The sequence below is a fragment of the Asanoa siamensis genome (assembly GCF_016862555.1).
Classification (GTDB): domain Bacteria; phylum Actinomycetota; class Actinomycetes; order Mycobacteriales; family Micromonosporaceae; genus Asanoa; species Asanoa siamensis.
Map to the genome: position 1 here is coordinate 20815 of NZ_BONE01000061.1, position 24003 is coordinate 44817.

Annotated in this window: 31 protein-coding genes and 1 pseudogene; 18 read left to right on the top strand and 14 right to left on the bottom strand. The window is 72.8% G+C overall.

The features are described from left to right. The first annotated feature begins 3 nt into the window (after positions 1–3). The 3 genes from Asi02nite_RS29710 to Asi02nite_RS29720 are packed head-to-tail and all read left to right on the top strand — an operon-like array spanning position 4 to position 3212. Positions 4–1353 carry an extracellular solute-binding protein gene (locus tag Asi02nite_RS29710; RefSeq protein WP_203717304.1) on the top strand — a complete coding sequence of 450 codons (1350 nt, stop codon included), beginning with the start codon at positions 4–6 and terminating at the stop codon, positions 1351–1353. After that, positions 1354–2280: a carbohydrate ABC transporter permease gene (locus tag Asi02nite_RS29715; protein WP_203717305.1), complete on the top strand. Its 927-nt coding sequence runs from the start codon at positions 1354–1356 to the stop codon at positions 2278–2280. It abuts the gene before it with no gap. Continuing rightward, positions 2277–3212 (top strand): carbohydrate ABC transporter permease, encoded by a 936-nt coding sequence (locus Asi02nite_RS29720; RefSeq protein ID WP_239127224.1) that lies wholly within the window; start codon positions 2277–2279, stop codon positions 3210–3212. The genes Asi02nite_RS29715 and Asi02nite_RS29720 overlap by 4 nt, the downstream gene beginning before the upstream one ends. Here the strand turns inward: Asi02nite_RS29720 and Asi02nite_RS29725 are convergent. From Asi02nite_RS29725 to Asi02nite_RS29750, 6 genes are all read right to left on the bottom strand, one after another. Further along, positions 3124–3522 carry a ChaB family protein gene (locus Asi02nite_RS29725; protein ID WP_203717306.1) on the bottom strand — a complete coding sequence of 133 codons (399 nt, stop codon included), beginning with the start codon at positions 3520–3522 and terminating at the stop codon, positions 3124–3126. The genes Asi02nite_RS29720 and Asi02nite_RS29725 overlap by 89 nt on opposite strands. Before the next feature lie 24 nt (positions 3523–3546). Next, on the bottom strand, positions 3547–5337 hold the full coding sequence (locus Asi02nite_RS29730) for a thiamine pyrophosphate-requiring protein (RefSeq protein ID WP_203717307.1): 1791 nt from the start codon (positions 5335–5337) through the stop codon (positions 3547–3549). Positions 5338–5356: 19 nt separating this feature from the next. After that, positions 5357–5869, bottom strand: coding sequence for a DUF2231 domain-containing protein (locus tag Asi02nite_RS29735; RefSeq protein WP_203717308.1), 513 nt, complete (start codon positions 5867–5869; stop codon positions 5357–5359). Between the two features lie 661 nt (positions 5870–6530). Then, positions 6531–6827, bottom strand: coding sequence for a mycobilin-forming heme oxygenase MhuD (gene mhuD / locus Asi02nite_RS29740; protein ID WP_203717309.1), 297 nt, complete (start codon positions 6825–6827; stop codon positions 6531–6533). A 31-nt stretch (positions 6828–6858) separates the two neighbouring features. Next, positions 6859–7515: a response regulator transcription factor gene (locus tag Asi02nite_RS29745; RefSeq protein ID WP_203717310.1), complete on the bottom strand. Its 657-nt coding sequence runs from the start codon at positions 7513–7515 to the stop codon at positions 6859–6861. Beyond that, the gene (locus tag Asi02nite_RS29750) at positions 7512–8819 is read right to left on the bottom strand and encodes a sensor histidine kinase (RefSeq protein ID WP_203717311.1); all 1308 of its coding nucleotides are present in this window, start codon (positions 8817–8819) and stop codon (positions 7512–7514) included. The genes Asi02nite_RS29745 and Asi02nite_RS29750 overlap by 4 nt, the downstream gene beginning before the upstream one ends. A 129-nt stretch (positions 8820–8948) precedes the next feature. Here Asi02nite_RS29750 and Asi02nite_RS29755 point away from each other — a divergent pair, with 129 nt between their 5' ends. Genes Asi02nite_RS29755 through Asi02nite_RS29770 form a run of 4 tightly spaced genes read left to right on the top strand, consistent with a single transcriptional unit; the run spans position 8949 to position 12458 of the window. Further along, the gene (locus tag Asi02nite_RS29755; RefSeq protein WP_203717312.1) at positions 8949–9518 is read left to right on the top strand and encodes a hypothetical protein; all 570 of its coding nucleotides are present in this window, start codon (positions 8949–8951) and stop codon (positions 9516–9518) included. After that, positions 9515–10594, top strand: coding sequence for a peptidoglycan-binding domain-containing protein (locus Asi02nite_RS29760; protein ID WP_203717313.1), 1080 nt, complete (start codon positions 9515–9517; stop codon positions 10592–10594). The genes Asi02nite_RS29755 and Asi02nite_RS29760 overlap by 4 nt, the downstream gene beginning before the upstream one ends. Next, a complete protein-coding gene (locus Asi02nite_RS29765; RefSeq protein ID WP_203717314.1) occupies positions 10591–11277 on the top strand; it encodes an ABC transporter ATP-binding protein in 687 nt (228 codons plus the stop codon). The genes Asi02nite_RS29760 and Asi02nite_RS29765 overlap by 4 nt, the downstream gene beginning before the upstream one ends. After that, a complete protein-coding gene (locus tag Asi02nite_RS29770; RefSeq protein ID WP_203717315.1) occupies positions 11274–12458 on the top strand; it encodes an ABC transporter permease in 1185 nt (394 codons plus the stop codon). Before Asi02nite_RS29765 ends, Asi02nite_RS29770 begins: the two co-directional genes overlap by 4 nt. Here Asi02nite_RS29770 and Asi02nite_RS29775 read toward each other — a convergent pair. Beyond that, complete coding sequence (locus tag Asi02nite_RS29775) at positions 12411–12725, bottom strand: serine aminopeptidase domain-containing protein (protein WP_203717316.1); 315 nt, start codon at positions 12723–12725, stop codon at positions 12411–12413. The two genes, Asi02nite_RS29770 and Asi02nite_RS29775, sit on opposite strands and share 48 nt — an antisense overlap. Positions 12726–12906: 181 nt before the next feature. On the opposite strand from Asi02nite_RS29775, the gene Asi02nite_RS29780 reads away from it, so the two are divergent. Beyond that, positions 12907–13722: an alpha/beta fold hydrolase gene (locus Asi02nite_RS29780; RefSeq protein ID WP_239127228.1), complete on the top strand. Its 816-nt coding sequence runs from the start codon at positions 12907–12909 to the stop codon at positions 13720–13722. A 56-nt stretch (positions 13723–13778) separates the two neighbouring features. Here Asi02nite_RS29780 and Asi02nite_RS29785 read toward each other — a convergent pair whose 3' ends face one another. Beyond that, complete coding sequence (locus Asi02nite_RS29785; protein WP_203717317.1) at positions 13779–14063, bottom strand: GlsB/YeaQ/YmgE family stress response membrane protein; 285 nt, start codon at positions 14061–14063, stop codon at positions 13779–13781. Positions 14064–14182: 119 nt separating this feature from the next. Here Asi02nite_RS29785 and Asi02nite_RS29790 point away from each other — a divergent pair, with 119 nt between their 5' ends. Further along, a complete protein-coding gene (locus tag Asi02nite_RS29790; RefSeq protein ID WP_203717318.1) occupies positions 14183–15133 on the top strand; it encodes a threonine ammonia-lyase in 951 nt (316 codons plus the stop codon). On the opposite strand, the gene Asi02nite_RS29795 is transcribed toward Asi02nite_RS29790, so the two are convergent. Both Asi02nite_RS29795 and Asi02nite_RS29800 read right to left on the bottom strand, forming a co-directional pair. Next, positions 15102–15431 carry a DUF6506 family protein gene (locus Asi02nite_RS29795; RefSeq protein ID WP_203717319.1) on the bottom strand — a complete coding sequence of 110 codons (330 nt, stop codon included), beginning with the start codon at positions 15429–15431 and terminating at the stop codon, positions 15102–15104. The two genes, Asi02nite_RS29790 and Asi02nite_RS29795, sit on opposite strands and share 32 nt — an antisense overlap. 34 nt (positions 15432–15465) lie before the next feature. Beyond that, positions 15466–16260, bottom strand: a complete 795-nt coding sequence (locus Asi02nite_RS29800) for a SigB/SigF/SigG family RNA polymerase sigma factor (RefSeq protein WP_203717320.1) — start codon at positions 16258–16260, stop codon at positions 15466–15468. Between the two features lie 207 nt (positions 16261–16467). Here Asi02nite_RS29800 and Asi02nite_RS29805 point away from each other — a divergent pair, with 207 nt between their 5' ends. The 5 genes from Asi02nite_RS29805 (at position 16468) to Asi02nite_RS29825 (ending at position 19683) form a co-directional block, all read left to right on the top strand. Then, the gene (locus tag Asi02nite_RS29805; protein ID WP_203717321.1) at positions 16468–16905 is read left to right on the top strand and encodes an ATP-binding protein; all 438 of its coding nucleotides are present in this window, start codon (positions 16468–16470) and stop codon (positions 16903–16905) included. A 96-nt stretch (positions 16906–17001) separates the two neighbouring features. Beyond that, on the top strand, positions 17002–17871 hold the full coding sequence (locus Asi02nite_RS29810; RefSeq protein WP_203717322.1) for a DNA/RNA non-specific endonuclease: 870 nt from the start codon (positions 17002–17004) through the stop codon (positions 17869–17871). Between the two features lie 194 nt (positions 17872–18065). Next, complete coding sequence (locus Asi02nite_RS29815; RefSeq protein WP_203717323.1) at positions 18066–18845, top strand: hypothetical protein; 780 nt, start codon at positions 18066–18068, stop codon at positions 18843–18845. A gap of 74 nt (positions 18846–18919) precedes the next feature. Continuing rightward, the gene (locus Asi02nite_RS29820) at positions 18920–19372 is read left to right on the top strand and encodes a hypothetical protein (RefSeq protein ID WP_203717324.1); all 453 of its coding nucleotides are present in this window, start codon (positions 18920–18922) and stop codon (positions 19370–19372) included. Continuing rightward, a complete protein-coding gene (locus tag Asi02nite_RS29825; RefSeq protein WP_239127226.1) occupies positions 19369–19683 on the top strand; it encodes a winged helix-turn-helix domain-containing protein in 315 nt (104 codons plus the stop codon). Before Asi02nite_RS29820 ends, Asi02nite_RS29825 begins: the two co-directional genes overlap by 4 nt. 4 nt (positions 19684–19687) lie before the next feature. Here Asi02nite_RS29825 and Asi02nite_RS29830 read toward each other — a convergent pair whose 3' ends face one another. Together Asi02nite_RS29830 and Asi02nite_RS29835 are read right to left on the bottom strand one after the other, a co-directional pair. Next, positions 19688–19999: a MerR family transcriptional regulator gene (locus Asi02nite_RS29830; RefSeq protein ID WP_203717325.1), complete on the bottom strand. Its 312-nt coding sequence runs from the start codon at positions 19997–19999 to the stop codon at positions 19688–19690. Between the two features lie 430 nt (positions 20000–20429). Continuing rightward, on the bottom strand, positions 20430–20906 hold the full coding sequence (locus Asi02nite_RS29835) for an RrF2 family transcriptional regulator (protein WP_203717326.1): 477 nt from the start codon (positions 20904–20906) through the stop codon (positions 20430–20432). Positions 20907–21015: 109 nt separating this feature from the next. Here Asi02nite_RS29835 and Asi02nite_RS29840 point away from each other — a divergent pair, with 109 nt between their 5' ends. The 4 genes from Asi02nite_RS29840 to Asi02nite_RS29855 all read left to right on the top strand — a co-directional run bounded on the left by Asi02nite_RS29840 (position 21016) and on the right by Asi02nite_RS29855 (position 23217). Beyond that, the gene (locus Asi02nite_RS29840; protein ID WP_203717327.1) at positions 21016–21504 is read left to right on the top strand and encodes a cupin domain-containing protein; all 489 of its coding nucleotides are present in this window, start codon (positions 21016–21018) and stop codon (positions 21502–21504) included. A 195-nt stretch (positions 21505–21699) separates the two neighbouring features. Next, entirely contained in the window at positions 21700–22356 is a 657-nt protein-coding gene (locus Asi02nite_RS42445) for a DivIVA domain-containing protein (protein WP_203717328.1), read from the top strand. Next, entirely contained in the window at positions 22357–22800 is a 444-nt protein-coding gene (locus tag Asi02nite_RS29850) for a helix-turn-helix domain-containing protein (protein ID WP_203717329.1), read from the top strand. It begins immediately after the preceding gene. A 9-nt stretch (positions 22801–22809) separates the two neighbouring features. Continuing rightward, positions 22810–23217 carry a VOC family protein gene (locus Asi02nite_RS29855; RefSeq protein ID WP_203717330.1) on the top strand — a complete coding sequence of 136 codons (408 nt, stop codon included), beginning with the start codon at positions 22810–22812 and terminating at the stop codon, positions 23215–23217. Here Asi02nite_RS29855 and Asi02nite_RS29860 read toward each other — a convergent pair. Both Asi02nite_RS29860 and Asi02nite_RS29865 read right to left on the bottom strand, forming a co-directional pair. After that, complete coding sequence (locus Asi02nite_RS29860; protein ID WP_203717331.1) at positions 23126–23716, bottom strand: septum formation family protein; 591 nt, start codon at positions 23714–23716, stop codon at positions 23126–23128. The two genes, Asi02nite_RS29855 and Asi02nite_RS29860, sit on opposite strands and share 92 nt — an antisense overlap. Positions 23717–23749: 33 nt before the next feature. Continuing rightward, positions 23750–24003: pseudogene (locus tag Asi02nite_RS29865) on the bottom strand (hypothetical protein); the annotation flags it as partial.

Sequence of the window (24003 nt, forward strand, 5' to 3'; positions counted from 1 at the left end):
TAGATGGCACGTGTTCGTAGCGTCGCGGTGCTCGCGGCGGTCACCCTCGCGGTGGCCGGGTGCGGCGGGGTCGGCGGCAACGACGACAGCGGCGGTGGCGGGGCCGCCGGGAAGGGCGCGATCAGCACGCTGGGCTTCAGCCTGCCCGACGAGATCGCCACGACCCGGGTGGAGACCTTCAAGAAGGCGCACCCCGACATTCCGGTCACCATCACCGAGGGTGCGTTCGACGAGCAGCAGTTCCTCTCGGCCGTCGCGTCCGGGAACCCGCCCGACCTCGTCTACCTGAACCGCAAGCTGATCGGCACGTACGCCAAGCAGGGCTCGATCCTGCCCCTCGACGACTGCGTCGCGAAGCAGGGCATCGACATGGCGCAGTACCGGCCCGCCGCGAAGGACGAGGTCACCCTCGACGGCAAGGTGTACGGGATCCCCGAGTTCTACAGCGTCCGCGTCGTCTACATGAACGAGGCGATCCTGCGCGAGGCCGGCCTGACGCCCGACGACGTCGACCTCTCCGACTGGGCCGGCCTCGCCGCTCTCAACGCCAAGCTGGCCAAGGTAGAGGGCGGCAAGCTGACCCGGATCGGCATCGACCCCAAGATCCCCGAGTTCCTGCCGATGTGGGCCAAGGCCAACGGCGCCGACCTGCTCGCGGCCGACGGCCGGACCGCCAACCTCGCGGACCCCAAGGTCGCCGAGGCGCTGCGGACCGGCCTCTCGCTGATCGAGGACCAGGGCGGCTGGGGCGCCTTCAAGGCGTTCCGCGACACGTTCGACTTCTTCGGCGCGCAGAGCCCGCTGGCGAAGAACCAGATCGCCGTCTGGCCGATGGAGGACTGGTTCCTCAACGTCGCCGGGCGGGAGACGCCGGACGCCGAGTTGGTCGTGCGCCCGTTCGTCGACCGCGCCGGCCAGCCGCTCACGTTCGCGTCCGGGTCGGCCTGGGTCGTGCCGAAGGGCGCCAAGAACCCGGACGCCGCCTGCACGTTCGCCAAGACGATGACGGCGACCGACACCTGGTACGCGGCCGCGAAGGCACGCGCCGACAAGCGGGCCGCCGACAGGACGCCGTTCACCGGCCTCTACACCGGCAACGTCGAGGCCGACAAGCGGATCTTCGCGGAGCTCTACCGGCCGAGCGGCAACAAGCGTTTCGACGACGCCGTCGCGACGATCCTGTCGGTGCAGGACAAGGGCTTCTCGCTGCCGGCGTCGCCGGCCGGGGCCGAGTTCGACAAGGCCTGGTACGACGCCGTCAACCGCGCCCTGTCCGGCGGCGGCGACGGGAGCGCCGACCTCGCCCGCGGCCAGCGTGAGGCGTCGGCCGCGCTGAACCGGGCCGCCGGCTAGATGGCGGCTCCGCGTCGCCGCCCGACCCTGGCCCGGCGGGAGGCCCGGTGGGGGGTGCTGTTCCTGGCGCCGTGGCTCGTCGGGTTCCTGGTGTTCTACGCCGGGCCGATGGTCGCGAGCCTGTGGCTGAGCTTCACGGACTACGACATCGTCAACCCGCCGCGGTTCGTGGGCCTCGACAACTACCGGCAGATGCTGGCCGACCCGATGGTCGCCCGCAGCCTGCGCAACACCGTCTACTACACGGTGCTGCACGTACCGCTGACCATGGCGATCTCGCTCGGGCTGGCCCTGCTGCTCAACCGGGTCGGTCGGCTGTCCGGGTTCTTCCGCACGGTGTTCTACCTGCCGGTGATGACGCCGGCGGTCGCCGTCGGCATCCTGTTCCTGCTGCTGCTCAACACCCAGGACGGGCTGGTCAACGGCTTCCTCGGCTGGTTCGGGATCGACGGGCCGAGCTGGACCACCGACCCCGCCTGGGTCATGCCGGGCATCGTGCTGATGAGCCTGTGGAGCCTCGGCTCGACGGTCGTCATCTACCTCGCCGCCCTGCAGAACGTGCCGCGCGAACTGCACGAGGCGGCCACGGTGGACGGAGCCGGGTCGTGGCAGCGGTTCCGCTCGGTGACGCTGCCGATGATCTCCGGTGCGCTGTTCTTCACGCTGATCGTCAACACGATCGCGGCGCTGCAGATGTTCACCGAGGTCTACACGATGTTCTTCGGCAACCAGAGCACCCAGCAGCGCTTCGACGCCGACGCCTCGACGTTCTACGTCATCTACCTGTTCCAGCAGGCCTTCCAGTTCCTCCACATGGGCTTCGCCTCGGCGCTGGCCTGGCTCCTCTTCCTGGTCATCCTCGTCATCACCGTCGTGCAGCTGCGGCTTTCCAAGCGGTGGGTCTACTACGAGAGCGAGGAATCGTGACACTGCCGCGGCGCGGGCCGTGGCGGATCGTCTTCGTGGCGGCGCTGGTCGTCGCCGCGGTGATCTTCGTGATCCCGTTCGTCTGGCTGGTCAGCGCGTCGCTGCGCGAGCCCGGCTACGTGTTCTCCACCGGGCTGCTCCCGCTGCCGTTCCACCCGGAGAACTACCGGGAGGCGTTCCAGGCGGTGCCGCTGCCGCTGTGGCTGTTCAACAGCGCGGTGGTCGGCACGGCCGCGGCGGTCTCGGTGACGCTGTCCAGCGCCTGGGTCGCGTTCGGGTTCGCGTACTTCCGGTTTCCGGGCCGGGACCTGCTCTTCGGGCTGGTGCTGGCGACCATGATGCTGCCGTTCGCGGTCACGATGATCCCGACGTACCTGATCTGGTCGGAGTTGAAGCTCACCGACACCCAGGTGCCGCTCTGGGCGGGCAACCTGTTCGGGTCGGCTTTCTACATCTTCCTGCTGCGCCAGTTCCTGCTCTCGCTGCCCCGCGAGCTGTTCGAGGCGGCCCGGGTCGACGGCGCCAGCTATCCCGCGCTGTTCTGGCGGGTGGCGTTCCCGCTGATCCGCCCGGCGCTGCTGGTCGTCCTCGTCTTCGAGTTCAAGGCGAGCTGGACCGATCTCGTCAAACCGCTGATCTACCTGCGCGACGAGAGCCTGTTCACGCTGCCCCGCGGGCTCAAGGTCGTGCTGGACCGCTTCGGGGTACGGCGGCGAGCAGGACTGGCACATCGTGCTCGCGGGCAGCGTCATCGCCACGATCCCGATGATCATCGTGTTCTTCCTCGCCCAGCGCCACTTCATCGCCGGCATCGCGACCACGGGCCGCAAGGGTTGAGCCGGGCTAGGAGCGGGCCTTGCGGTCGGCGCGGGCGTTGGCCTTCCGGATCGCCTCGACCAGCTCCGCCTTGGTCATCCGGGAGCGGCCCCTGATGTCGAGCCGCTTCGCGATGTCCAGCAGGTGCGCCTTGGAGGCGTTGGCGTCGACGCCGGCCGCCGTCTTCCCCGGCCGCGCGCGGTTGGTGCGCGCGGCCTGGGCGTCGCTCGGCCCCTTGCGCTCCTTCGGCTCCCAATGGTCGCCGACCTTCTCGAAGGAGTGCTTCAGGGACGACATCGCGGTACGCCGGGCGCGCTCGCCGGGCCCGTACTGCTCGGTCGCCGCGTCCAGGGTCTCGGCGTACGTGTCCTGCGCCTTCTTCGACGACCGGCGCAGGGTGCTCGGCAGGTCCTCGCGAGCTGGCATGGAGTCTCCCTTCTCGAAACGCGGTCAGCCCTCGTCGTAGCCCTCGTCCGCGCGCTCCCGGCGCAGGTGGTCCTCGGCCCGCCGCGCCGCCGGGCCGTCCTCGGCGCGCAGTCCGGCGAACATCGGCGCGATCTTCTCCGTGGGCTGGTCGGGTGGCAGCAGCGGCACCGCGGGATCCACCACCGCGTGGATGACGGTCGGCCGGTCCGCCGACAGGGCCGCGGACCAGGCCGATCCGATGTCGCGCGGCGACGTCACCCGGATGCCGCGCAGGTCGAGCAGCTCGGCCCAGCGCGCGTACGGGACCGCCGGCAGGTCCTGGGACGCCGCGAACCGGGGCTCGCCCTCCGTCTCGCGCTGCTCCCAGCTCACCTCGGCCAGGTCGCGGTTGTCGAGCACGCACACCACGAACCGCGGGTCGGCCCAGTCGCGCCAGCGGGCCGCCACCGTGACGAGCTCCGCGAGGCCGTTCATCTGCATCGCGCCGTCGCCGATCAGGGCCAGGACCGGGCGGTCCGGACGGGCGAGCTTGGCGGCCAGCCCGTACGGCAGGGCGGAGCCCATCGAGGCGAGCGTGCTGGACAGGTGGGCCGGCACGCCGGGCGGCAGCCGCAGGTGGCGGGCGTACCAGTAGGTGACCGAGCCGACGTCCACCGCGACCTGCGCGTCGGCCGGCAGATGGTCGTTCAGCGAGCGGACGACCAGCTGCGGGTTGAGCGGGTCCGCGGCGGCCGCCGCGCGGGCGGTCGCGATCTCGTCCCACTTCGCCACGCTGCCGCGGACCTCGGCGCGCCAGGCGCCGTCCCGGCTCGGCTTCACCGCCGCCGTCAGCGCGCGCAGCGTCTCCCGCGCGTCGCCCAGCAGCGGCACCTCGACGGGGTAGCGCGCGCCCAGGCGGCGGCCGTCGATGTCGATCTGCACCGCCCGGGCCTGGCCCGGGGCCGGGTAGAACTCGGTCCACGGGTCGTTGGTGCCGACGAGCAGCAGCGTGTCGCACCGCTTCATCAGGTGGGCGCTGGCGGTGGTGCCCAGGTGGCCCATCACACCGGTGTGGAACGCCAGCCGCTCGTCCAGCACGGGCTTGCCGAGCAGCGAGGCCGCGACGCCCGCGCCGAGCCGCTCGGCGAGCTCGACGACCTCGTCGGCCGCGCCCTGGGCGCCCTGGCCGACGAGGATCGCCACCCGCTCGCCGGCGTCCAGCACGGCCGCGGCCTCGGCGATGTCGTCGTCGTAGGGCAGGACGCGGGCCGGCCGGAGCCCGGGGCTGGTGACCAGCACGCCGTGGCGGTGCTCCGTCGGCTCCGGCGCGGCCGCGGTCTGGACGTCGTGGGGCAGCACCACGCAGGTGGGGCTGCGCGTCGCCAGCGCGGTGCGGAACGCCTTGTCGACCAGGACCGGCACCTGCTCGGGCGTCTGCGCCGCCTGGACGAACTGGGCGCAGACGTCACCGAACAGCCGTACCAGATCTATCTCCTGCTGGTAGGCGGTGCCCAGCACCGTCGAGAGCTGCTGGCCGACGATGGCCACGACCGGTTTGCTGTCGAGCTTGGCGTCGTAGAGGCCGTTGAGCAGGTGCACCGCGCCCGGGCCCTGCGTGGACAGGCAGACACCGACGGAGCCCGTGTACTTGGCGTGCCCGACCGCCATGAACGCCGCGGTCTCCTCGTGGCGCGCCTGGACGAACTGGGGTTTCCCGGCGCGGCGGAGCGCCCCGATCACCCCGTTGATGCCGTCGCCCGAGTAGCCGAAGACGCGGTCGACGCCCCACTGGGTGAGCCGTTCGACGAGGACGTCGGAAACCGTACGGTCGGGCATGGCGGAACTCCTCGACGGCTCAGGGCTGGGTGACGGTCGTGTCGGCGGGCCGCCGCTGCCGCGGGGCGACGGAGCTCGGCGCGTCCGGGTGGGCGTCGGGGTCGACCCCGATGCCGAGGCGGTCGACGAGTTCGCCGCCCAGCCACGCGGCGCCGCCGGCGACGAGGACGGCGAGCACCTCGAGCACGAACGCGCCGCCGCCGACGGCGTGGCCGACGTTGTCGACCCGGACGAACCAGGCGACGGCGAACAGCACCATGACGACGGCGTTGAGCAGGCCGTGCAGCCGGCCGACCCGCTTGGCGCGGGTGCCGTCGGGAATCTTCGTCCAGTCCGCGAATCCGGTCAGCGCGGCGAGAACTCCGCCGATGATGCCGACGGAAATGGTCCAGAAACCTACCTCACCGAAGACAGCGTTGTCGCTGACCAGCCACAGCAGGTCGAAGATCGTGCCGGTGACGAGCAGCGCCGCCGGGAACATCACCAGCATGGGGTGTACGGGGTGCCCGAGCACCCGGATCCGCGCGTGCATGTGTCGCCTCCTAGCCACCCGTCCATGCAGGACGACGGAGAACGGATACCCGCGCGCGACACGGTCAAACGGCGCCCACGCCTCAGCGTCGCCGTCGGGTGACGCGCCGGACGATCGCCCACGGCTGTTGACCATGGGGTGGCGGCCCGGAACGGGCCGCACGGTCCCGGGACCGCGGCGACGTGGCCGGTCACCGTGCCGGGAGTAGGCTGGAACCGGTGCCTCGGAGCCCGGCATCGGCACGCCGCGCACCCGAGGTGGACCTGGTGGCCCCTCGCGGCACCACGGACTTTCTCACTCCTGATGCGCGTGGCCCGGCCGCCGCCGAGCGAAGGAGAGGGACATGACCGCGAAGTCGAACCGTCCTGACGAGATCGACACGCAGGGCAAGGAGATCCCGCCGTACGAAGGCCGTCGCGAGGGCGCGGACGTCCGGGAGCCGGACGCGGCCACAAAGGACGGTGCGAAGGTCGGCGGCGCGACCGGGCCGGTGCGCGACCCCGAGATGAGCTCACCGGATCCGGCCGACACGCCGGGCGACGGGTTCACCGGCGGACGAGCAGCCGGCGAGCCAGGCGCCGCGGACGCGCGCCTCGGACGAGGGCGTCGGCCCCGCACACGAGCGCGGCGCCCGGCGCGCCGAGGACCGTTCCTGAGGCTGTCAGGCGTTCTGCACGACTTCGAACTCCAGCAGGCTCGCGCCGGTCGCGACCGGCTTGGCGCGGGCACCGGCGTGGGCCTCCTTGGCCGGGCCGTTGGACCACGCCTGGAAGGACTCCTCGCTGTCCCACTTGGTGTAGACGAAGTAGCGGCTCTCGCCCGACACCGGACGCAGCAACTGGAACTCGAGGAAGCCGGGTTGGTTCTCCACGGCGTGCAGCCGAGCGGCGAACCGCCGCTCCAACTCCGGGCCGGCGCCCTCGGGGACCTCGATCGCGTTGATCTTCACAACTGCCATGCCTCCAACGGTAGTCGCGGCCCGGGGGCGTTCACTCGTCGGCGGCGAGGCCGCACTCGTAGCCGAGGATGACCGCCTGGACGCGGTCGCGCAGGTCGAGCTTGGTGAGGACCCGACCGAGGTCGGTCTTGACGGTGCTCTCGGACAGCACGAGGGCGGTGGCGATCTCGGCGTTGGACAGGCCCCGGGTGACCAGCGTCAGCACCTCCCGCTCGCGGGCGGTGAGGGCCGCGAGCCGCGCGTCGGCCGCCCGCGGGGCCGGTGCCCGGCTCACGTAGTGCGCGATCAGGCGGCGGGTGACGCTCGGGGCCGCCGCCGACTCGCCGGCGGCGACGGCCCGCACCGCCGACACCAGGTCGGCCGCGAGGGCGTCCTTGAGCAGGAAGCCGCTGGCGCCGGCGCGCAGGCCCGCCAGCACGTACTCGTCGAGGTCGAAGGTCGTCAGGATGATGACCCTGGCGGGCTGCCGGCTCGACCGGATGCGGCGCGTGGTCTCGATGCCGTCGACGCCCGGCATGCGGACGTCCATCAACACGACGTCGGGCCGGGTCAGCGAGACCACGTCGAGCGCCGTCGAACCGTCCGCGGCCTCACCGACCACCTCGATGTCGTCGGTCTCGTCGAGCACGAGCCGGAACCCCGTGCGCACCAGCGTCTGGTCGTCGACCAGCACCACCCGGATCGTCATCGCCGCGCTTCGAGCGGCAGCGTCGCCGCGAGCCGGAAGCCGCGGTCCGGTGCGCGCCCGGTCTCCAGCGCGCCGCCGAGCAGGGCGACCCGTTCGGCGATGCCGCGCAGGCCGTTGCCGTAGCCGTCCACCCCGTCGGGCGGCCCCGCGCCGTCGTCGGTCACCTCCACCCGCACGGACCGCGGCTCGAACCGCAGCCGCACCCGCGCGCCGGCGCCCGTACCCGCGTGCTTGAGGCTGTTGGTCAGGGCTTCCTGCACGATCCGGTACGCGGACAGGTCGACCGCGGCGGGCACGACCGCGGGCTCCCCCTCGATCTCCAGGTCGATCCGCATCCCCGCCGACCGCAGCTGGTCGACCAGATCGGGGATGACGCCGACGCCCGGCAGCGGGGTGAGCCGGGCGTCCTCGGCCTCGTCGGTGCGTTCGGCGGCGAGGAGCCGGCGCATCTCGGACAGCGACGACCGCCCGACCTCGATGACGTGCCGCAACGCGGTGGCCGAGCGCTCCGGATGCCGGTCGAGCGCCGCGGCGGCGCCCTGCGCCTGCACGACCATGACCGACATGCCGTGCGCCACGACGTCGTGCAGCTCCCGGGTGATGCGGGTCCGCTCGGCGGCCACCGCGAGCGCCGCCCGCTGGCGTTCCTGCCTGGCCTGGTCGGCCGCGCGCGCTTCGACGGCGGCCAGGTGGGCGCGGCGGCTGCGCACGCTGTCGCCGACGGCGTACGCCGCGACCAGCAGGAGCCACATCTCGAGCGCGCTCTGGCCCGCGTCGACGAGCGCGTCGACGGGGACCTCGGCCGTGGTCGGCCGCACCGCCTCCACCGGCGCGACGTGCTGCTGCGCGAGCTTCTTGGCCGCCGCCGCCTGGTCGTGCACGAGGTCGAGCCGGCTGCCGAGCATCGCGAGATAGGTCAGGATCATCGTCGCCGCGAGCGCGCCCAGGACGAGCCGGCGCCGGCGGGCGACCGTGGCCACCGTGTAGAGCACCAGCGGGAGGGCCAGCACCAGCAGCTGGAACTTGGTCTGCAGCAGCAGGTGACCGGTGGTCCCGACGCTCGTGAGGACGAGCGCCACGGCCGGCCGCCGGCGCCTGATCACGACGCCGGCGAGCGCCAGCGCGGCCCACGCCCACCAGGCGACGTCCGGCGGGATGCCCGCCCGGCTCGCGAAGCTGGTCGGGTCGCCGACCTTCTGCGGTGTGAGGAGCCCGCTCACCAGCCCCGGCCCGACGGTCACGGCCAGCAGCGCCAACGCGAGGCCGGCATCCGTCAGCAACTGGCGCGGCACGGCCCGGGACATGCCTCCCATCGTAGGAACGCCGGCCGCCGGCGCCGTCAGACTCAGGTACTACATCGGCGGCACCACCCGCGGCCGAACCTGGAACGGTGGTCGGACGAGGTCACGCCCGCCGGCGGCCAGGCTGGGGCCATGACGCGAACGAAGTCCACTGCGTTCCTCGCGCTGTTGGTCGCGGCCGGGCTCGCCGGCTGCCAGGCCGGCGCGGCGACCGGCTCCGGCACGCCGTCGGCCTCCCCGTCGGCGAGCGGCCAGCATTTGCTCGCGCTCGGCCAGGAATGGGTGCGGTGCATGCGCGACCAGGGCCTGCCGCGGATGCCGGACGCGCAGCTCAGCGAGGAGGGCTATCTCTCCTTCCCGCCCGCCGACGGCTACAACTGGAAGGACGACGCGGTGAAACGCCCCGACGTCATCGAGGCGTGCAAGCCGATCGAGGACAGGTACCCGCCGAACGCGTTCCGTCCCCGGCAGCAGCTCACGGCCGACGACCTGCGCAAGCTCGGCGAGTACGCGGACTGCCTGCGCACGCACGGCATCCCGGCCTGGCCGGACCCCGACTCCGACGGCGTGTTCGACCTCTCCGACACCCCGCTGGCCGACGGTGTGCCGGGGAACCTGATGGACAGCGCGAACGACGCGTGCCGCAGCGTCTGGAGCGGCGAGGTCAACGTCCGCGACAACTCCGGCGGGGGAAAGAAATGAGATGGCGGCGCGGCGCCGGCGCGGTCGTCGCGCTCGTGGTCGCCGTCCCGCTCGCCGTCGGCGTGGCCTACGCGGTCAGGGCCGAGCCCACGGCCACCACGACGCCCACGGCCCCGATCGCCACCGGGACCGCCACGGCCACCCGGGGCACCCTGACCCGGACCGTCCGCGTCGAGGGCACGCTCGCCTACACGGGGACCTACGCGGTGGACTACCAGGGTGTCCCGGGCGTGCTCACGGCGGCGGCCGCGCCGGGGACGACGGTGGGGCGCGGCGGCATCCTGTTCCGGGTGTCGGACGCGCCGGTCCGCCTCCTGCTGGGCGACGTGCCCGTCTACCGGGACTTCCGGTCCGGCATGAGCGACGGCCCCGACGTGCGGCAACTCGAGGCGAACCTGGCGGCCATGGGCCTGCGCCCGGGCACGGTCGACCGGCACTTCAGCGCGGCGACGGCCGCGGCGATCAGGCGCTGGGAGGCCTCCTGGGGGCGCGGGGCGTACGCGCGGACCGGGCGGCTCACCCAGGGGCAGGTCGTGTTCCTGCCCGCACCGCTGCGCGTGACGGCGACGCAGGCGCGGGTGGGCGCCGCGGTCGCGCCCGGAGCGACGGTGCTCGCCGGGACCTCGACGAACCGGGCCGTCGTGGCCAGCCTCGACACCGCCGCCCGCGGCCGGGTCCGCGTCGGGGACGAGGTGCGGGTGTCGCTGCCGGACACCGCCGCCGTCCCCGGCCGGGTCACCGCGATCGGCCAGGTCGCCACGGCACCGGCCGGCGACGAGCAGCAGGCGAATCCGGATGCCGCGACCGTCCAGATCACCGTCACGCTCAGCCTGCCGCGCGGCTTCAGCCTGGACGAGGCGCCGGTGACGGTCGACGTCACCACCGGGCAGCAGCGCGACGTGCTGCTCCTGCCCATCGCCGCCCTGCTGGCGGCCCCGGGCGGCGGCTACCAGGTGCGGCTGGCCGGCGGCGGGACCGCGCCGGTCGAACCGGGGCGCTTCGACGAGAGCACCGGGCAGGTGGAGATCGTCAGCGGCCTGGCGGACGGCCAGTCGGTGGAGGTGCCGGCCTCATGACCGCGGTCCTCGAACTCCTGGACGTACGGAAGGTCTATCCGGGCCCGCCGCCGGTCGAGTCGCTGCGCGGGGTCACGGTCACCGTGCGCGGCGGCGACCTGGTCGCCGTCCTCGGCCCGTCCGGCTCCGGCAAGACCACCCTGCTGAACCTCGCCGCCGCGCTGGACCGGCCGTCCGGCGGGTCCGTGCGGATCGCCGGTCGCCCGGTCGAGAAGCTCGGCGACCGGCAACTCTCCGGCGTCCGGGCGCACCACCTCGGCGTGGTGTTCCAGCAGTTCGTCCTGCTGGACCGCCTCAGCGCCACGGAGAACGTCGCGACCGGGCTGCTCTACCGGGGTGTGCCCGGCGCCCGACGGCGGGCGGCGGCCCGGGCCGCGCTCGACCGCGTCGGCCTGGCGCACCGCGCCGACTTCCCGGCCGCGCACCTCTCCGGCGGCGAGCGGCAGCGGGTGGCGATCGCCCGGGCCCTGGTCGGCCGGCCCGCCGTGCTCCTGGCCGACGAGCCGACCGGCAACCTCGACTCCGTCACCGGGCAGGGCGTGATCCGGCTGCTCCGGGAGCTCAACGCCGACGGGGTCACCATCGTGGTGATCACCCACGACGAGCGGGTCGCCGCGGCGATGCGGCGCCGCGTCGAGTTGCGCGACGGGCTTGTCGTCCTGGACACGGGGAGCGCGTCATGAGGTCACGCCTGCGTCCCGTCGACCTGTTGCCGGTCAGCACGGTGGGCCTGCGGTCGCGGCCCGGCCGGGCGGCGCTGTCCGTGCTCGGCATCGCCATCGGCATCGCGGCCATGGTCGCGGTGCTCGGCGTGACCCGGTCCAGCCAGGCCGAGGTGCTCGCCCAGATCGACCGCGTCGGCACCAACCTGCTCACCGTCGCCACCGGCAAGACCACCGGCGGCGCCGAGGCGCAGTTGCCGGTCACCGCCGGGCAGGGGGTGGCGCGTACCGCCGGGGTCCTGTCGTCGTCGGCCACCGCGACGCTGCCCGTACGCGTCTACCGCAACGACCGGATCCCGAGCGGCCGCACCGGTGGCCTGTCGGTCCGGGTCGCCGACCCGGCCCTGCTCATCACCCTGGACGGCCGGGTGCTGCACGGCCGCTTCCTGGATGCAGCGGTGAGCCGTTATCCGGCCGTCGTGCTCGGCAGCTACGCCGCGACGGTGCTCGGCATCCCCGACGTCACCGGGCAGCCGCGGGTCTACCTCGGCGATCGCTGGTACACGGTGGTCGGCGTGCTGGCCCCGGTGGACCTCGCGCCCGAACTCGACACCGCGGCCATCATCGGGGCGACGGCGGCCCGCACGGAGTTCGGCTACGAGGGCAGGCCGACGAGGATCTTCGTACGCGCCCAGACCGAACGCACCGACGAGGTGGCCGGCCTCCTCGCCCGGGCCGCGAACCCCGCGCACCCCGAGGAGGTCGCCGTCAGCCGGCCGTCCGAGGCGCTCACCGCCCGCCTCGCGGTCGCCGACGGCACCACCGTGCTGCTGCTCGGCCTCGGCGCGGTGGCGCTGCTGGTCGGCGGCATCGGCATCGCCAACGTGCTGGTCATCTCCGTGCTGGAACGCCGGGGCGAGATCGGCCTGCGCCGCGCCCTGGGCGCCACCCGCGGCCACGTCGGCGCGCAGTTCCTCGTGGAGTCGCTGCTGCTCGGAGCGGCAGGCGGCCTGGCGGGGATCATGCTGGGCACGGCGGTCACCTTCGCCCTGGCGACGGCCCGGGGATGGCAGACGCTGGTGCCCGCGTACGCCGTCGGGGCGGGTCTCCTGGCCGCGCTCCTGATCGGCGGCTGCGCGGGCCTGTACCCGGCCCTACGGGCGGCCCGCCTCTCCCCCACCGACGCGCTGCGCACCCTGTGAGGCGTCGCGGGCGAACAGGGGCACCTGCCACAGCGGTTCCCGTGGCACGTCGCGCAGCCAGCGCAGGATCTGCGCGGTGCGGCTGCGGGCGGCGGGGTCGCTGGTCGGCGCGGCGAGCACCACCGCCCGCACCCGATCGCTCGCCGCGGCGGCGGTCGCGGCGACCACCTCGGCGCCGAAGGAGCGCCCGAGCAGGCAGGCCGGGTCAGGTCGTTGGCTGCGAGCCAGGCGGGTCCAATCGGCCGCGGCACCCGTGTCGCGGGTCACGTCGTCCTGTCCGGATCCGGTGTTTGGCCTGTGGCGGGCCGGGCACCCGTCGTAGCCCGCCCCGCCCTCACCTCCAGGAGACACGATCACCGGCCCCGCCCTGCCGCACCGCGGCACCGACATAGCCCTGGCGAGCGGCACCATCGCCTGCACCATCCTCGGCAGCGGCCCGCCGCTGCTGCTGGTCCACGGACTCGGCGGCACCCGGCACACCTGGCGTCACCTCGTCGAGCCGCTGTCCGCGGCGCATACCGTGATCGCACCGGATCTGCCGGGCCACGGGGACTCGGCGGCCCCGCCGGGCGACTACTCGCTGGGCGCCCACGCCGCGGCGCTGCGCAACCTGCTCGTCGCCCTGGGCCACCCGTCGGCCACCGTCGTGGGACACAGCCTCGGCGGAGGGATCGCGATGCAGTTCGCGTACCAGTTCCCGGACCGCACCGACCGGCTCGTGCTGATCAGCAGCGGCGGGCTGGGCACGCAGGTGAGCCCCGCCCTGCGGGCCGCCACCCTCCCCTCCGCCGAGTGGGCCGTCGCCGGGCTGGCGCGGCTGCCCGGCACCGTCGTCCGGGGGGTGCTGTCGGCGCTGCCCGCCTTCCTCGCCCGGCAGGACACCCGTACCGTCGCCGACGCGCTGCACGGCCTGGCGGGGGCACGGCAGCGGCGGACGTTCGTCCGCACGGCCCGTACGGTCATCGACCGCCACGGGCAGACGGTCAGTGCCGCACCGCACCTGACGCTCCTCGGTGACCTGCCCGTGCTGCTCGCCTGGGGCAGCGACGACCGGACGATCCCACCGGACCACCAGCGGGCGGTGGCCCGGCGGTTGCCGGCGCTGCACACGGCGGAGATCACCGACGCCGGCCATTTCCCGCACGAGACGGCGCCCGAGCGGCTGATCCCGCACCTGCGCGCGTTCCTGGCCGCGACGGAGCCGTTCTGCTACAGCGAGGCGGGCTGGCGCCGCCTGGTCGACCCGTCGGGCACGCGCGGCTAGTCCGCTTCGGACACAGCGGTGCCCCGGCCGGGTCGGCCGGGGCACCGTAAGAGAAGTCAGCGGGTGACGCCGCGCCGACCTCGGCCGGCGACCCCGACCGTGATCGCGACGCCGACGGCGGCCAGGGCGATCTGCAGCAGCAGCTCACGCCAGTCGATCCAGCCGTCGGTGTCGGCGAAGCCACCGGCCCGCGCGATCGCCGAGCCGATCAGGGCGGCCACGACACCGATCACGAGCGTCAGCCACAACGGGATGTTCTGACGCCCGGGCACGACCAGCCGACCCAGAGCACCGATGATCAGACCGATTATCAGCGCGGTGATGATCCCACCTGCGGTCATGGGGGGTTCCTCCTCGAGGGTGTGCGCCACGTTGGTGACGTCCGTGTATTTCCCTGCGACAAGGCCCACCAAACGACGCGGCACACTGGTGTGACCTGCCGGCACGAGAAAGCTGATCGATGACTTCACGCGCTGTCACCGAACCCACCCTCGACGATCTGGAACGGGCCTGGGCCGTCGTGTCCGGCACCCTGCCGCCGACTCCCCTGCTGGACGCGGGCGGCGCCGGGCCGCGGCTCAAGGTCGAGAGCTTCCAGCCCACCGGGTCCTTCAAGGTGCGTGGCGCGCTCGTCGCGCTCTCCTGGCTGGCTCCCGACGTCGCGGTCGTCACCGCCTCCGCCGGCAACCACGGCCTCGGTGTCGCCTGGGCCGCGCGGCGGCTCGGGCGCACGGCGACGATCGTCACCGCCACGACCGCGTCCGCGGCCAAGGTCGACGCCCTACGGGCGCTCGGTGCGGAGCTGGTCCAGGTCGGCGGGAGCTACGACGAGGCCGAGGCGCACGCGCTGCACCTGGCGTCGCGGGGCGCCCACTACGTGTCCGCCTACAACGACGGGGCGGTCATCGCCGGCCAGGCGAGCATCGGGTTCGAGCTGGCGACCCAGGCGCCCGGCCCCATGACCGTCGTGTGTGGAGTGGGCGGCGGCGGGCTGGCGTCCGGGCTCGGGCTGTGGGCGTCCCGGCAGCCCGGTGTACGCGTCGTTGGCGTCGAAGCCGCCGCGTCACGGGCCGTGTCGACGGCCGTGCGCACCGGTCAGCACGTGACCGTCCAGGTCGGACCGACGCTTGCCGACGGGATGGCCGGCAACATCGAGCCCGGCTCCGTGACCGTCGGCCTCGTCGCCCACCACGTCGACGAGCTGGTCGCCGTGACCGAGGACCAGATCCGCGACGCCCTGCGTCACCTGGCGTTCGACCGCGGCATCGTCGCGGAGGGATCCGGCGCGGCCGCGGTGGCCGCGGTGCTCGCCGGCCTCGTGCCGTCGAACGATCCCGTCGTCGCCGTCGTCTCCGGACGCAACATCACGCCGCGGGCACTCACCGACGCCCTGAGCCCTGCTCGGCCGTGAACGCCGCGCTGTAGGCCGCGGCCCCCGGCACGTTCTCGACGGAGAAGGTGACATGACCGACGGGGACCCGGTCGCCGACCGCACGCACGACCTCCGCCACCGCGGCCGTCGAGAACCCGCCGCACAGCTCGATGAGCCCGACGCCGTCGTCGACCAACGCGCGCGCCACCTCGACCGCCGTGCCCGCGTCCGGCACGGCGACGAGCACCGTCCGCTGGCCGCCGCCTTCGACCACGTGCCGATCGACCGACGGGTCGCTGCCCGGATGCTCGTACACGTAAGCCCAGCTCTGGCTCATTCACCCTCCGTCACGCGTCGTCAGGGTCGCGGCACTACGCAGACTCCAGGTCGCCGCGGAGTTGGGCGAGGGCCCGGGTGATCAGGCGGGACACGTGCATCTGGGAGATGCCCACCTGCTCGGCGATCTGGGTCTGGGTCAGGTTGCCGTAGAACCGTAGCGTGAGAATCTTCCGCGACCGCTCGTCGAGCTTGGCCAGGGCCGGGCCGAGGGAGACCCGCAGGTCCGCGAGCTCGAACTCCTGGTCGGGCGCGCCCAGCATGTCGCCCAGCTCGCCGGCACCCTCCGCGCCGACGGGCGTCGACAGCGACGTCGTCTGGTAGGCGAGCGCACCTTCGAGGCCGTCGAGCACGTCGTCCTCGCTGACGCCGAGGTGGAGGGCGATGTCGGCGACCGTCGGCGACCGGCCCAGCGTGTGGGTCAGCGTGCTGTTCGCGTTCGAGATCGCCAGGCGCAGCTCCTGGAGCCGGCGGGGCACGCGCACGGCCCACGTACGGTCGCGGAAGTGGCGCTTGATCTCGCCCAGGATCGTCGGGATCGCGTAGCCGGTGAACTCGATGCCGCGTTCCGGCTCGAACCGGTCGATCGCCTTGATGAGCCCGACGGCCGCGGTCTGGACCAGGTCGTCGGCCGGCTCGCCGTGGTTGTGGTAGCGCCGGGCGAGGTGGCGGGCCAGCGGCAGCCACGCCTCGATGGCGCGTTCCCGCGCGGCGGCCCGGCCGGGGTGGTCGGCGGGCAGCTCCAGGAAGAGCCGCAAACGCTCGTCAGCGGTCTCCCGCACGGCGAGGTCGCTCGTACGCGAATCGGCGGTTGCCAGGTTTGTGGTCATGTATCCCCTCGACCTGCACTCTCCAGGCCCGCTTGGCTGATCGGCCGTTCGGCTGTACGAACCGTAGCCGGTCGGCCGATTAATTGCTAGACCGAAAGTATGAGGTATCCCAGGTAAATCGCCAAACGAACCCCCGGTGAAGCCGTTTGGATCGTCGGCGACCTGGGAAGTAAGCGCTGTCGCCGGGGCTGGCGCAGCGGAGGTGGCGTGACCGTCAAGTACACCGATCCCACGGAGGACGGCTATACGTTGGTCCTGGAAGCTGCCTTCGACCGTGCCTCGGTCGCGCCGGTACGCCGCCAGGTCCAGGCCACCGCGCACCGCTGCGAGATGAGCGCCGAGGCGCTCGACGACTTCCTCGTCGCGGTCAACGAGGCCATGACCAACGCGGTACGCCACGGCGGCGGCACCGGACGGCTCCTCCTCTGGCGCGACGGCGCGCTGATGTGCCAGGTCATCGACCACGGCCCCGGCTTCGACCCCACCTCCTACCTGCGACCAGAGCAGCGCCCACGACCGTCGCCGTCGGGCGGCATGGGCCTGTGGCTCGCCCAGCAGGCGAGCGACGAGATGCGCATCGAGAGCGGCGCCTCCGGGACGACCATCACCATCAGCGGTCACCTCGGCCGCGGCGGCGAACCATGACGACGAGTCGGGTAGGCGGCAGGACACGCCGCCGTGCCGCCCGGCGGCCCTAGAGTCCTTCTCATCGGACGGCAGGTCGCGGACGAAGGACGACGCGTGCAGACACCACTCCCCTTGCGGGTCGACCCGGACTACACCGCCCGCCGCGGCTTCGACCCGACGTTCCTCGGCCCACGCCTGGCGCTGCCCACTCCCGACCGCCGGCTGCAGGTCGCGGTCGGCCCGCAGGCGCCCGACGGCCGGCTGCACTACCACCACTTCACGGTCGTCATGCACGCCGAGCGCCGGCTGGCGATCTACGCCGCCGCCAACCTCGACGGCCGGCGGCGCTTCGCGCACGTCCCGGGCTCCGACCGGTGGGTCGTCGACCCCCGCCTGCCCGCGGCGCAGACCGGCAACGAGTTGTACGCGGGGAACGACCTGGACCGCGGCCACCTCACCCGGCGCGCCGACATGCTCTGGGGCGACTCGCCCGCGGAGGCGGCGGACGCGGTGGCCGACACCTACCATTACACGAACTGCGCGCCGCAGCACCGCGACTTCAACCAGAACGACACGACCTGGCAGGGCCTCGAGGACTACCTCCTCGACACCGTCGCTGACCACCGGCTGCGCGCCAACGTCTACACGGGCCCGGTCTTCGACGCCGGCGACCCGCTCTACCGGGGCGTCCAGATCCCCCGCGCGTACTGGAAGATCGTCACCGCCGCGCCGGCGGACGGCGCGGTCCACGCCACGGCGTACCTCCTGGAGCAGACGGACCTCCTGGACGACCTGGAGCGCTCGGCATCGGCGGCCCCGTTCGGCCCGTACCGGACCTACCAGACGCAGGTGCGGCACATCGAGAGCCGCACCGGCATCGACTTCGGCCCGCTGCGCGACCACGACCCCACCAGCCCGCCGCACGGCGAGGCGGAGGACCCGAAGCCGGTCGAGCTCTTGACGCTGCGCGACATCCAGCTCTGACGAACCCGGCCGGATCCGAGGCAACCTTCCGGCCCGCCGGACCGTGGTAGGGGCGTGACGGACCACACCGAGCCACTATCCACGGCGGACGCGTCGTACGTGGCCTTCGTCGAAGCGGCCTGGCAACGCCACCTTCGCCTGGCGCTGCTGTCCCTGCCACCCAGGCAGCGGGCGGTGGTGGTGCTGCGCCACTGTTGGAGCGGGGGCGGCGCGCCCGGCACCGCCGCCGGGCCGTCGTGGCGGGCTCGACGCTCGCCGTGCTGGCGCTGGCCACCGCCGGCGTCGCGACCGTCGCGCGGCCGGGACCGGCGAGCCACGGCACCGTCGCCAGCTCACCGCAGCTCAAGCTCGCTTCGGCCTTCGCGACGAGCACGGACATCAGCTACCGGGTACGGCTGACGACCGGTGCCGCGGGCGGCGGCGGCGACCTCACCTACGAGGGCGCGTTCGACCCGACGACCGACACCGGATACGTGGAGGTCACGCTGGACGACTCGGTGCAGACGGAGTTGCTGGTCGACGGCACGAGGTACACGGGCGGCGAACGGTTGCCCGGACCGCTGCCGTCCGACAAGCAGGGCCCGGGCGAGACGTACGGCCGGTACGGCCAGTACCCCGGCACACATGACCGGTTGTCGCTCTACGCCGAGCCGGGCAGCGTCCTGGGCGCCGCCACCCCCGATCCCGCCGCACTCTACGCGTTCTTGCAGACGGCGAACGCGACGGTCACCGAGAACAGCGACGGCACGCTGCACTTCACGCTCGAAACCCGGCACGCCGACGGCTCGAACTCCACGAGCGGCGACGTCACGCTCGACGCCGACGGCCGGATCGGCAAGGTGACCATCACCGACACCTGGCGAACGACGCTGAAGGGCAACGCCTCCGGCACGTCGGTCTCCACGCTGGTGCTGTTCGACTACGGCGTCGAGGCGACGGTCGAACGTCCGACCGACGTGGTGCCGGCGACATAGCGTTTGACTTGCCTGCCAGGAAAGTGGAAACTTGACTTTCCTGGCAGGCAAGTCAACGTTGCGGAGGAACGACGATGGATCAGGTCGACGAGGCTCGGGCCGGGCTCGCCGAGATCGCCAAGCGGCGCAACCAGGTCGTCGACGGGGCGTCCCGCGGTCGGCACCGCGGCTGGGACGCCGCCGGGGCCGTCGCGATGATCGCGGGGTTCGCGGCGCTGGACCTTCCCCTGCCCCCGGCCGCACAGCTGACGCTGCTCGGCGTCGCCACCGTCGTCGCGCTCGCCTGCTTCACCCGTGCGGGGCGGCGCGGCAAGGTCCAGCTGCACCGGTCCCAGTTGACCGGCAGGTTCTGGGCGGTCCTCGGTGGCCTCGCCCTCGCGACGGGCGCCGTCGCCTACGGCGGGCTGTGGCTGGCCGACCGGACCGATCTCCCGCTGCGTTACACGCTCGTCGGTGTGCTGCTCACCGCCCTCGTCGCGGCCGGCGACCCGCTCTATCGGACGCTGCAGCACCGGACGTCGGCGTGACCACGCCGGAAGGCTTCGACGAGCTGATCCACCCACCGACCCGGCTCGCCCTGATGGCCCTCCTCGCGGCGACCGACTGGGTCGAGTTCAGCTTTCTCAAGGAGAGCCTGGAGCTCACCGACTCCGCGCTCTCGAAACAGGTCTCGACGCTGACGGAGGCCGGGTACGCCGAGATCCGCAAGGAAGGCGCCGGTCGCCGGCGCCGCACCCTGGTCACGCTGACCCCGCGCGGTCGCACCGCCTTCGACCGCCACGTCGAGGCGTTGCGCCGACTCGTCGATCTGCCGCGGCACGCGAGCCGGGCGCCATAGGCGGTCAGTCCTGCTGGCGGGCCCGGTGCGCCCTGTTCTCGCGCAACGCCTCTTCGAGCTGGTCCTCGAGGATGATGATGCGGCAGGCGGCGGCGATGTCCGTGCCCTGATCGCACATCTCCCGGGCCCGCCTGGCCAGCCGCACCTGGTAGCGGGAGTAGCGGCGATGCCCGCCGCCCGAGCGCAACGGGTCTATCAGCTTCGCCTCGCCGAGCCGGCGCAGGAAGTCCGGCGTACAGCCGATGATCTCCGCGGCGCGGCCCATGGTGTAGGCGGGATAGTCCTCGTCGTCCAGCATGTCGCCGGGTTTGTCCATGCACCCCTCCATGACGAGGGCCCCGGTGCCGCAAGCACCGGGGCCCAAGGGTTGTGGGACTGACACACCATCTACCGGCAGAGCTGCCGGCTTGTCGTAGCCGCACCAGGCCCGTCCGGGCCCTTCGGGTGCGAGGATCGCGTAAGCGTGACCGGTGACCACCTCTCGTTCGATGGAAACAGCGGTGTCCGCGCGCCCGGGCCCGTCAGTGCGGCCGGCGGCGGGCGATCCAACGGTGTAAGACCCTCCCTTTCCTCTGTCTTCCTACATCTCCTCTGGCGAGCGGGCCGCGCGTCTTCCTCGGCCTGCCCCTTCGCCGCGTGCGGGCGGAAACGTCAGCGTCTTTGTTGGTCCACTCTCGACACGAGTTACATTAGTGGCCGACACCGAGCATGTCTAGGTTTTCGAGCATAGATTTGGCGTGTCGTGCTCAGCGGAGCTCCGCGATCCTGGCGCGGGTGTCGTCCGGGGACCGCGGGTGCCGGCGCTCGACGTCGGCCCGCACGTCGGCCACGGTCCGGCCGGCCAACTCTCGCCGCCAGGCCAGGTCGGCACCGCGCATGACCTGGGCGAACGCACAGGACTGTCGATAGTCGACGCCCGCGTGGTCGCCCGGACCCCGGTCCAGGATCTGATCGCACCGGAACAGCTCCTCCGGGCCCTCGATGGCGGCCACGATGTCCAGCACGGAGATCGCGCCGGGGTCCCGCGCCAACCGGAATCCCCCGCGCGGTCCCGAGGTCGACGTCAGGATCCCGGCCCGGACCAGGGCCTGGAGTTGCTTGTTCAGGTACGCCGGCGGCAGCTCGTAGAAGGCCGCGAGGACGCCGGTCGGCACCGGAGCGTCCAACCAGCTCAAGTTCAGGCACGTGTGGAGGGCCCATTCGACGCCCTGGCTCGTCCGCATGTTTCTGGACTTTACCTGTCCAGGATTTGTGACGCCCGTCATGATCGCTGGCGCGACCTAATCCTGGATATGTATTGTCTAGGAAACAGCGAACACCGAAGGAGCCGACATGACACTGGTACGCGCGGCGCGGGCCGAGATCCTCGACAGCGACCCCACCAGCGTGATCACGCTGCTGCTCGACCCCGAGCACACCGGGGGCGCCCTGACCAGCAACCGCACCCTGCTCAAGAACGGCACCGCCGGCGCCCCGCCCCACCTGCACGCCCACTCGGGCGAGCTGTTCTTCGTCATCGCCGGCGCCCTCGAGATGCTCGTCGGCGACGAGGTGCACGTCCTGCACAGCGGAGACACGCTCTTCGTCCCGCCGAACACCCCGCACGCCTTCGCCCCGGCCCCCGGCCAGGACGCCGACTTCCTCGTCGTGATCACGCCCGGCAAGCCCCGGTTCGACTACTACCGCCTGCTCGACGACGTGCACCGGGGCGAAGCCACCTGGCAGCAGGTCGGCGAGACCCAGGACCGCTACGACAACCACTACGTGGACAGCCCGCTGTGGTCGTCGCGCGCGGACGACGGCGGCGGCCCGTCGACGTGACGGGTGAGCGCGGCGACACGGTACGCGACGACGGCAGCCGCGGTGCCCGTGCCCGTCAGGCGGCCGGCGCGGACAGCGCCGGCCGCAGCAGGCAGGGCACGGGCGGCATCCGATACGATCGCCACCGCCCGAGACATCTTCCGGTCGCGGTGTGTGTCCATGATGGAACAGTTCGTGCCGTCCCGAGGAGTCTCGATGCCGCTCACGCCGGCCGACATCCACAACATCGCCTTCGGCAGGCCGTCGATCGGCAAGCGCGGCTACGACGAGGAGGAGGTCGACGCGTTCCTCGACTCGCTGGAGCAGGAGCTCGTCCGCCTCATCGAGGAGAACTACGCGCTGCGGGCGGCCGCCGCGCGTGAGACGCCCGGCGGCGGGACCGTCGACCCGCGGCTGGCGACGGCCGTCGACGAGCTCTCCGCCACGCTCGACCGCCTCCAGGCGGGCCGGCACGCCGCCGTGCAGGCGGCCAGGGCGCTCGAGGCCGAGCTGAGCGAGGCGCGCGCCGCCCGTCCGCCCGCCGGCAGCGGCCCGGATCTCCCGCAGATGCTCACCATGGCCGAACGCAGCGCCGAAACCCACATCTCCGAAGCCCGGCGCGAGGCCGACGACCTGCTGTCCAGCGCCCGCGAGACGGCCCAGCAGATCACCGGCCAGGCGCTCAGCAAGGCCGCCGCCCTCGAGCGGGACGCCCGCCGCCGGCACCAGGAGTCGGTCGACGCCGTCGCCGTCGATCGCGCGGCCACCCAGCAGCAGATCGCCGAGCTCGAGAAACTGGGCCGCGAGTACCGCGCGATGCTCAAGGCACACATGGACGCCCAGATGCGCCTGCTGATGGGCCGCGACCAATAGGTGAGCCGGGCGGTCGAGGAGCTCAACCGGAGCCTGCTCCGCGCCCGCGACGCCATCGACCGGGCGTACGCGGAGCCGCTCGACGTCCCTGCCATCGCGGCGGTCGCCCACCTGTCGCCGGCGCACTTCAGCCGCAGCTTCCGCGCGGTCTTCGGCGAGACGCCGCACCGCTACCTGCAGCGCCGGCGGATCGAGCGGGCGATGTTCCTGCTGCGGGAGACCGGCCGGCCCGTCACCGACGTCTGCGCCGACGTCGGGTTCAACAGCCTTGGCACCTTCAGCCGCACCTTCCGGGCGATCGTCGGCGAGACGCCGTCGCGCTACCGGCGCGGTCACCGGCCGGTCGTCGTGCCGCAGTGCGTACAGATGGCCAACACCCGGCCGCGACCCGCCGCGCCCGATCCAGCAGTTCCGGATAAGCGCCCGCCGGTGGTGTCTCTCTAACCTGACACGATGATCACGAAATTGAACGTCGTGTCCATCTTCGTCCTCGACAAGGACGAAGCGTTGGAGTTCTACGTCGGGAAGCTCGGCCTCGAGAAGGGCAACGACGTCCAGCAGGGCGACTACCGCTGGCTGACGGTCCGCGTGCCGGGTGTCGACGGCACGGAGATCTCGCTGGAGCAGCCGGGGCCTCCGCTGCACGACGAGGCGACGGCCGGGCACCTCCGCGAGCTGATCGCGAAGGGCGCCATGAACGGCCTCGTCCTGAACACGGACGACGTGCGCGGCCTGTACGAGTCGCTGAAGGCGAAGGGCTTCACCGACTTCACGCAGGAGCCGACGACCCACTTCTACGGCACGGACATGGGCCTACGGGACCCGTCGGGCAACGCGATCCGGATCCTGCAACAGGGTTAGGAGCCCAGCGCAACGGGGCGGAGCGCTTCCCGGCCGGGTCGGTGGCGACGCAGGACACCCAGCGGGCGCCCTTGTGCCAGCCGGCCTCGTCGGTCGCGATCCAGCTCGACTCGACCGCCGGGTCCGCCCCGGGTGCGTACGCCTTCAGTGCCTCCGCGCACCGCGGGGCGAACTCCGCGTCGAACCAGTCGAAGCCCGGCCAGTCGCGCGCGTCGTAGACCCGTAGTTGGGCGATCACCTCGCCGTCGTGGTCCTCGTCGCACGGGACCATCGGGACGTCGAGCGACGCCGGGTTCTTCGGGACGTCGAAGCAGGTGCCGACCGCCATGTGCTCGTAGGCCTCGAGATCCCGCGAGATGCCTTCCCTGTCGAAGAACCAGACGAAGCCGGCGGCGCAGAGCGCGACGAGGACGCCCAGCACGGCGAGGAGGACGACCCAGCCCCGGCGCGACGGCTTGGGTGGCACGTAGCCGGTCTCTTCCCACGCGGGTTCGGTCACGAGCGAGCAGGCTACCGGTCGCCGCCAGGTTCGTCAGTCGCAGCGGCTGCCGAGGCCGGCCTCGTCGCCGGCCAGCACGTCGGCCCCGGTCGGCCCGGCCGCCGGCGTCGCCGTCGCCGGGGCCGAGGTCGGGACGGCGGGTGTCGCGGTGGGCGTCGGGCTCGCCGCGGCGCTCGGCGTCGGCTTCCTCGTCGGGGTCCGCTTCGACTCCGGCACGGGTGCTCCCGCGCCGCCGAGGCGTACACCCGAGGTCTGGGTCGTGCCGGGGGAAAGCCTGATGCCGGTCG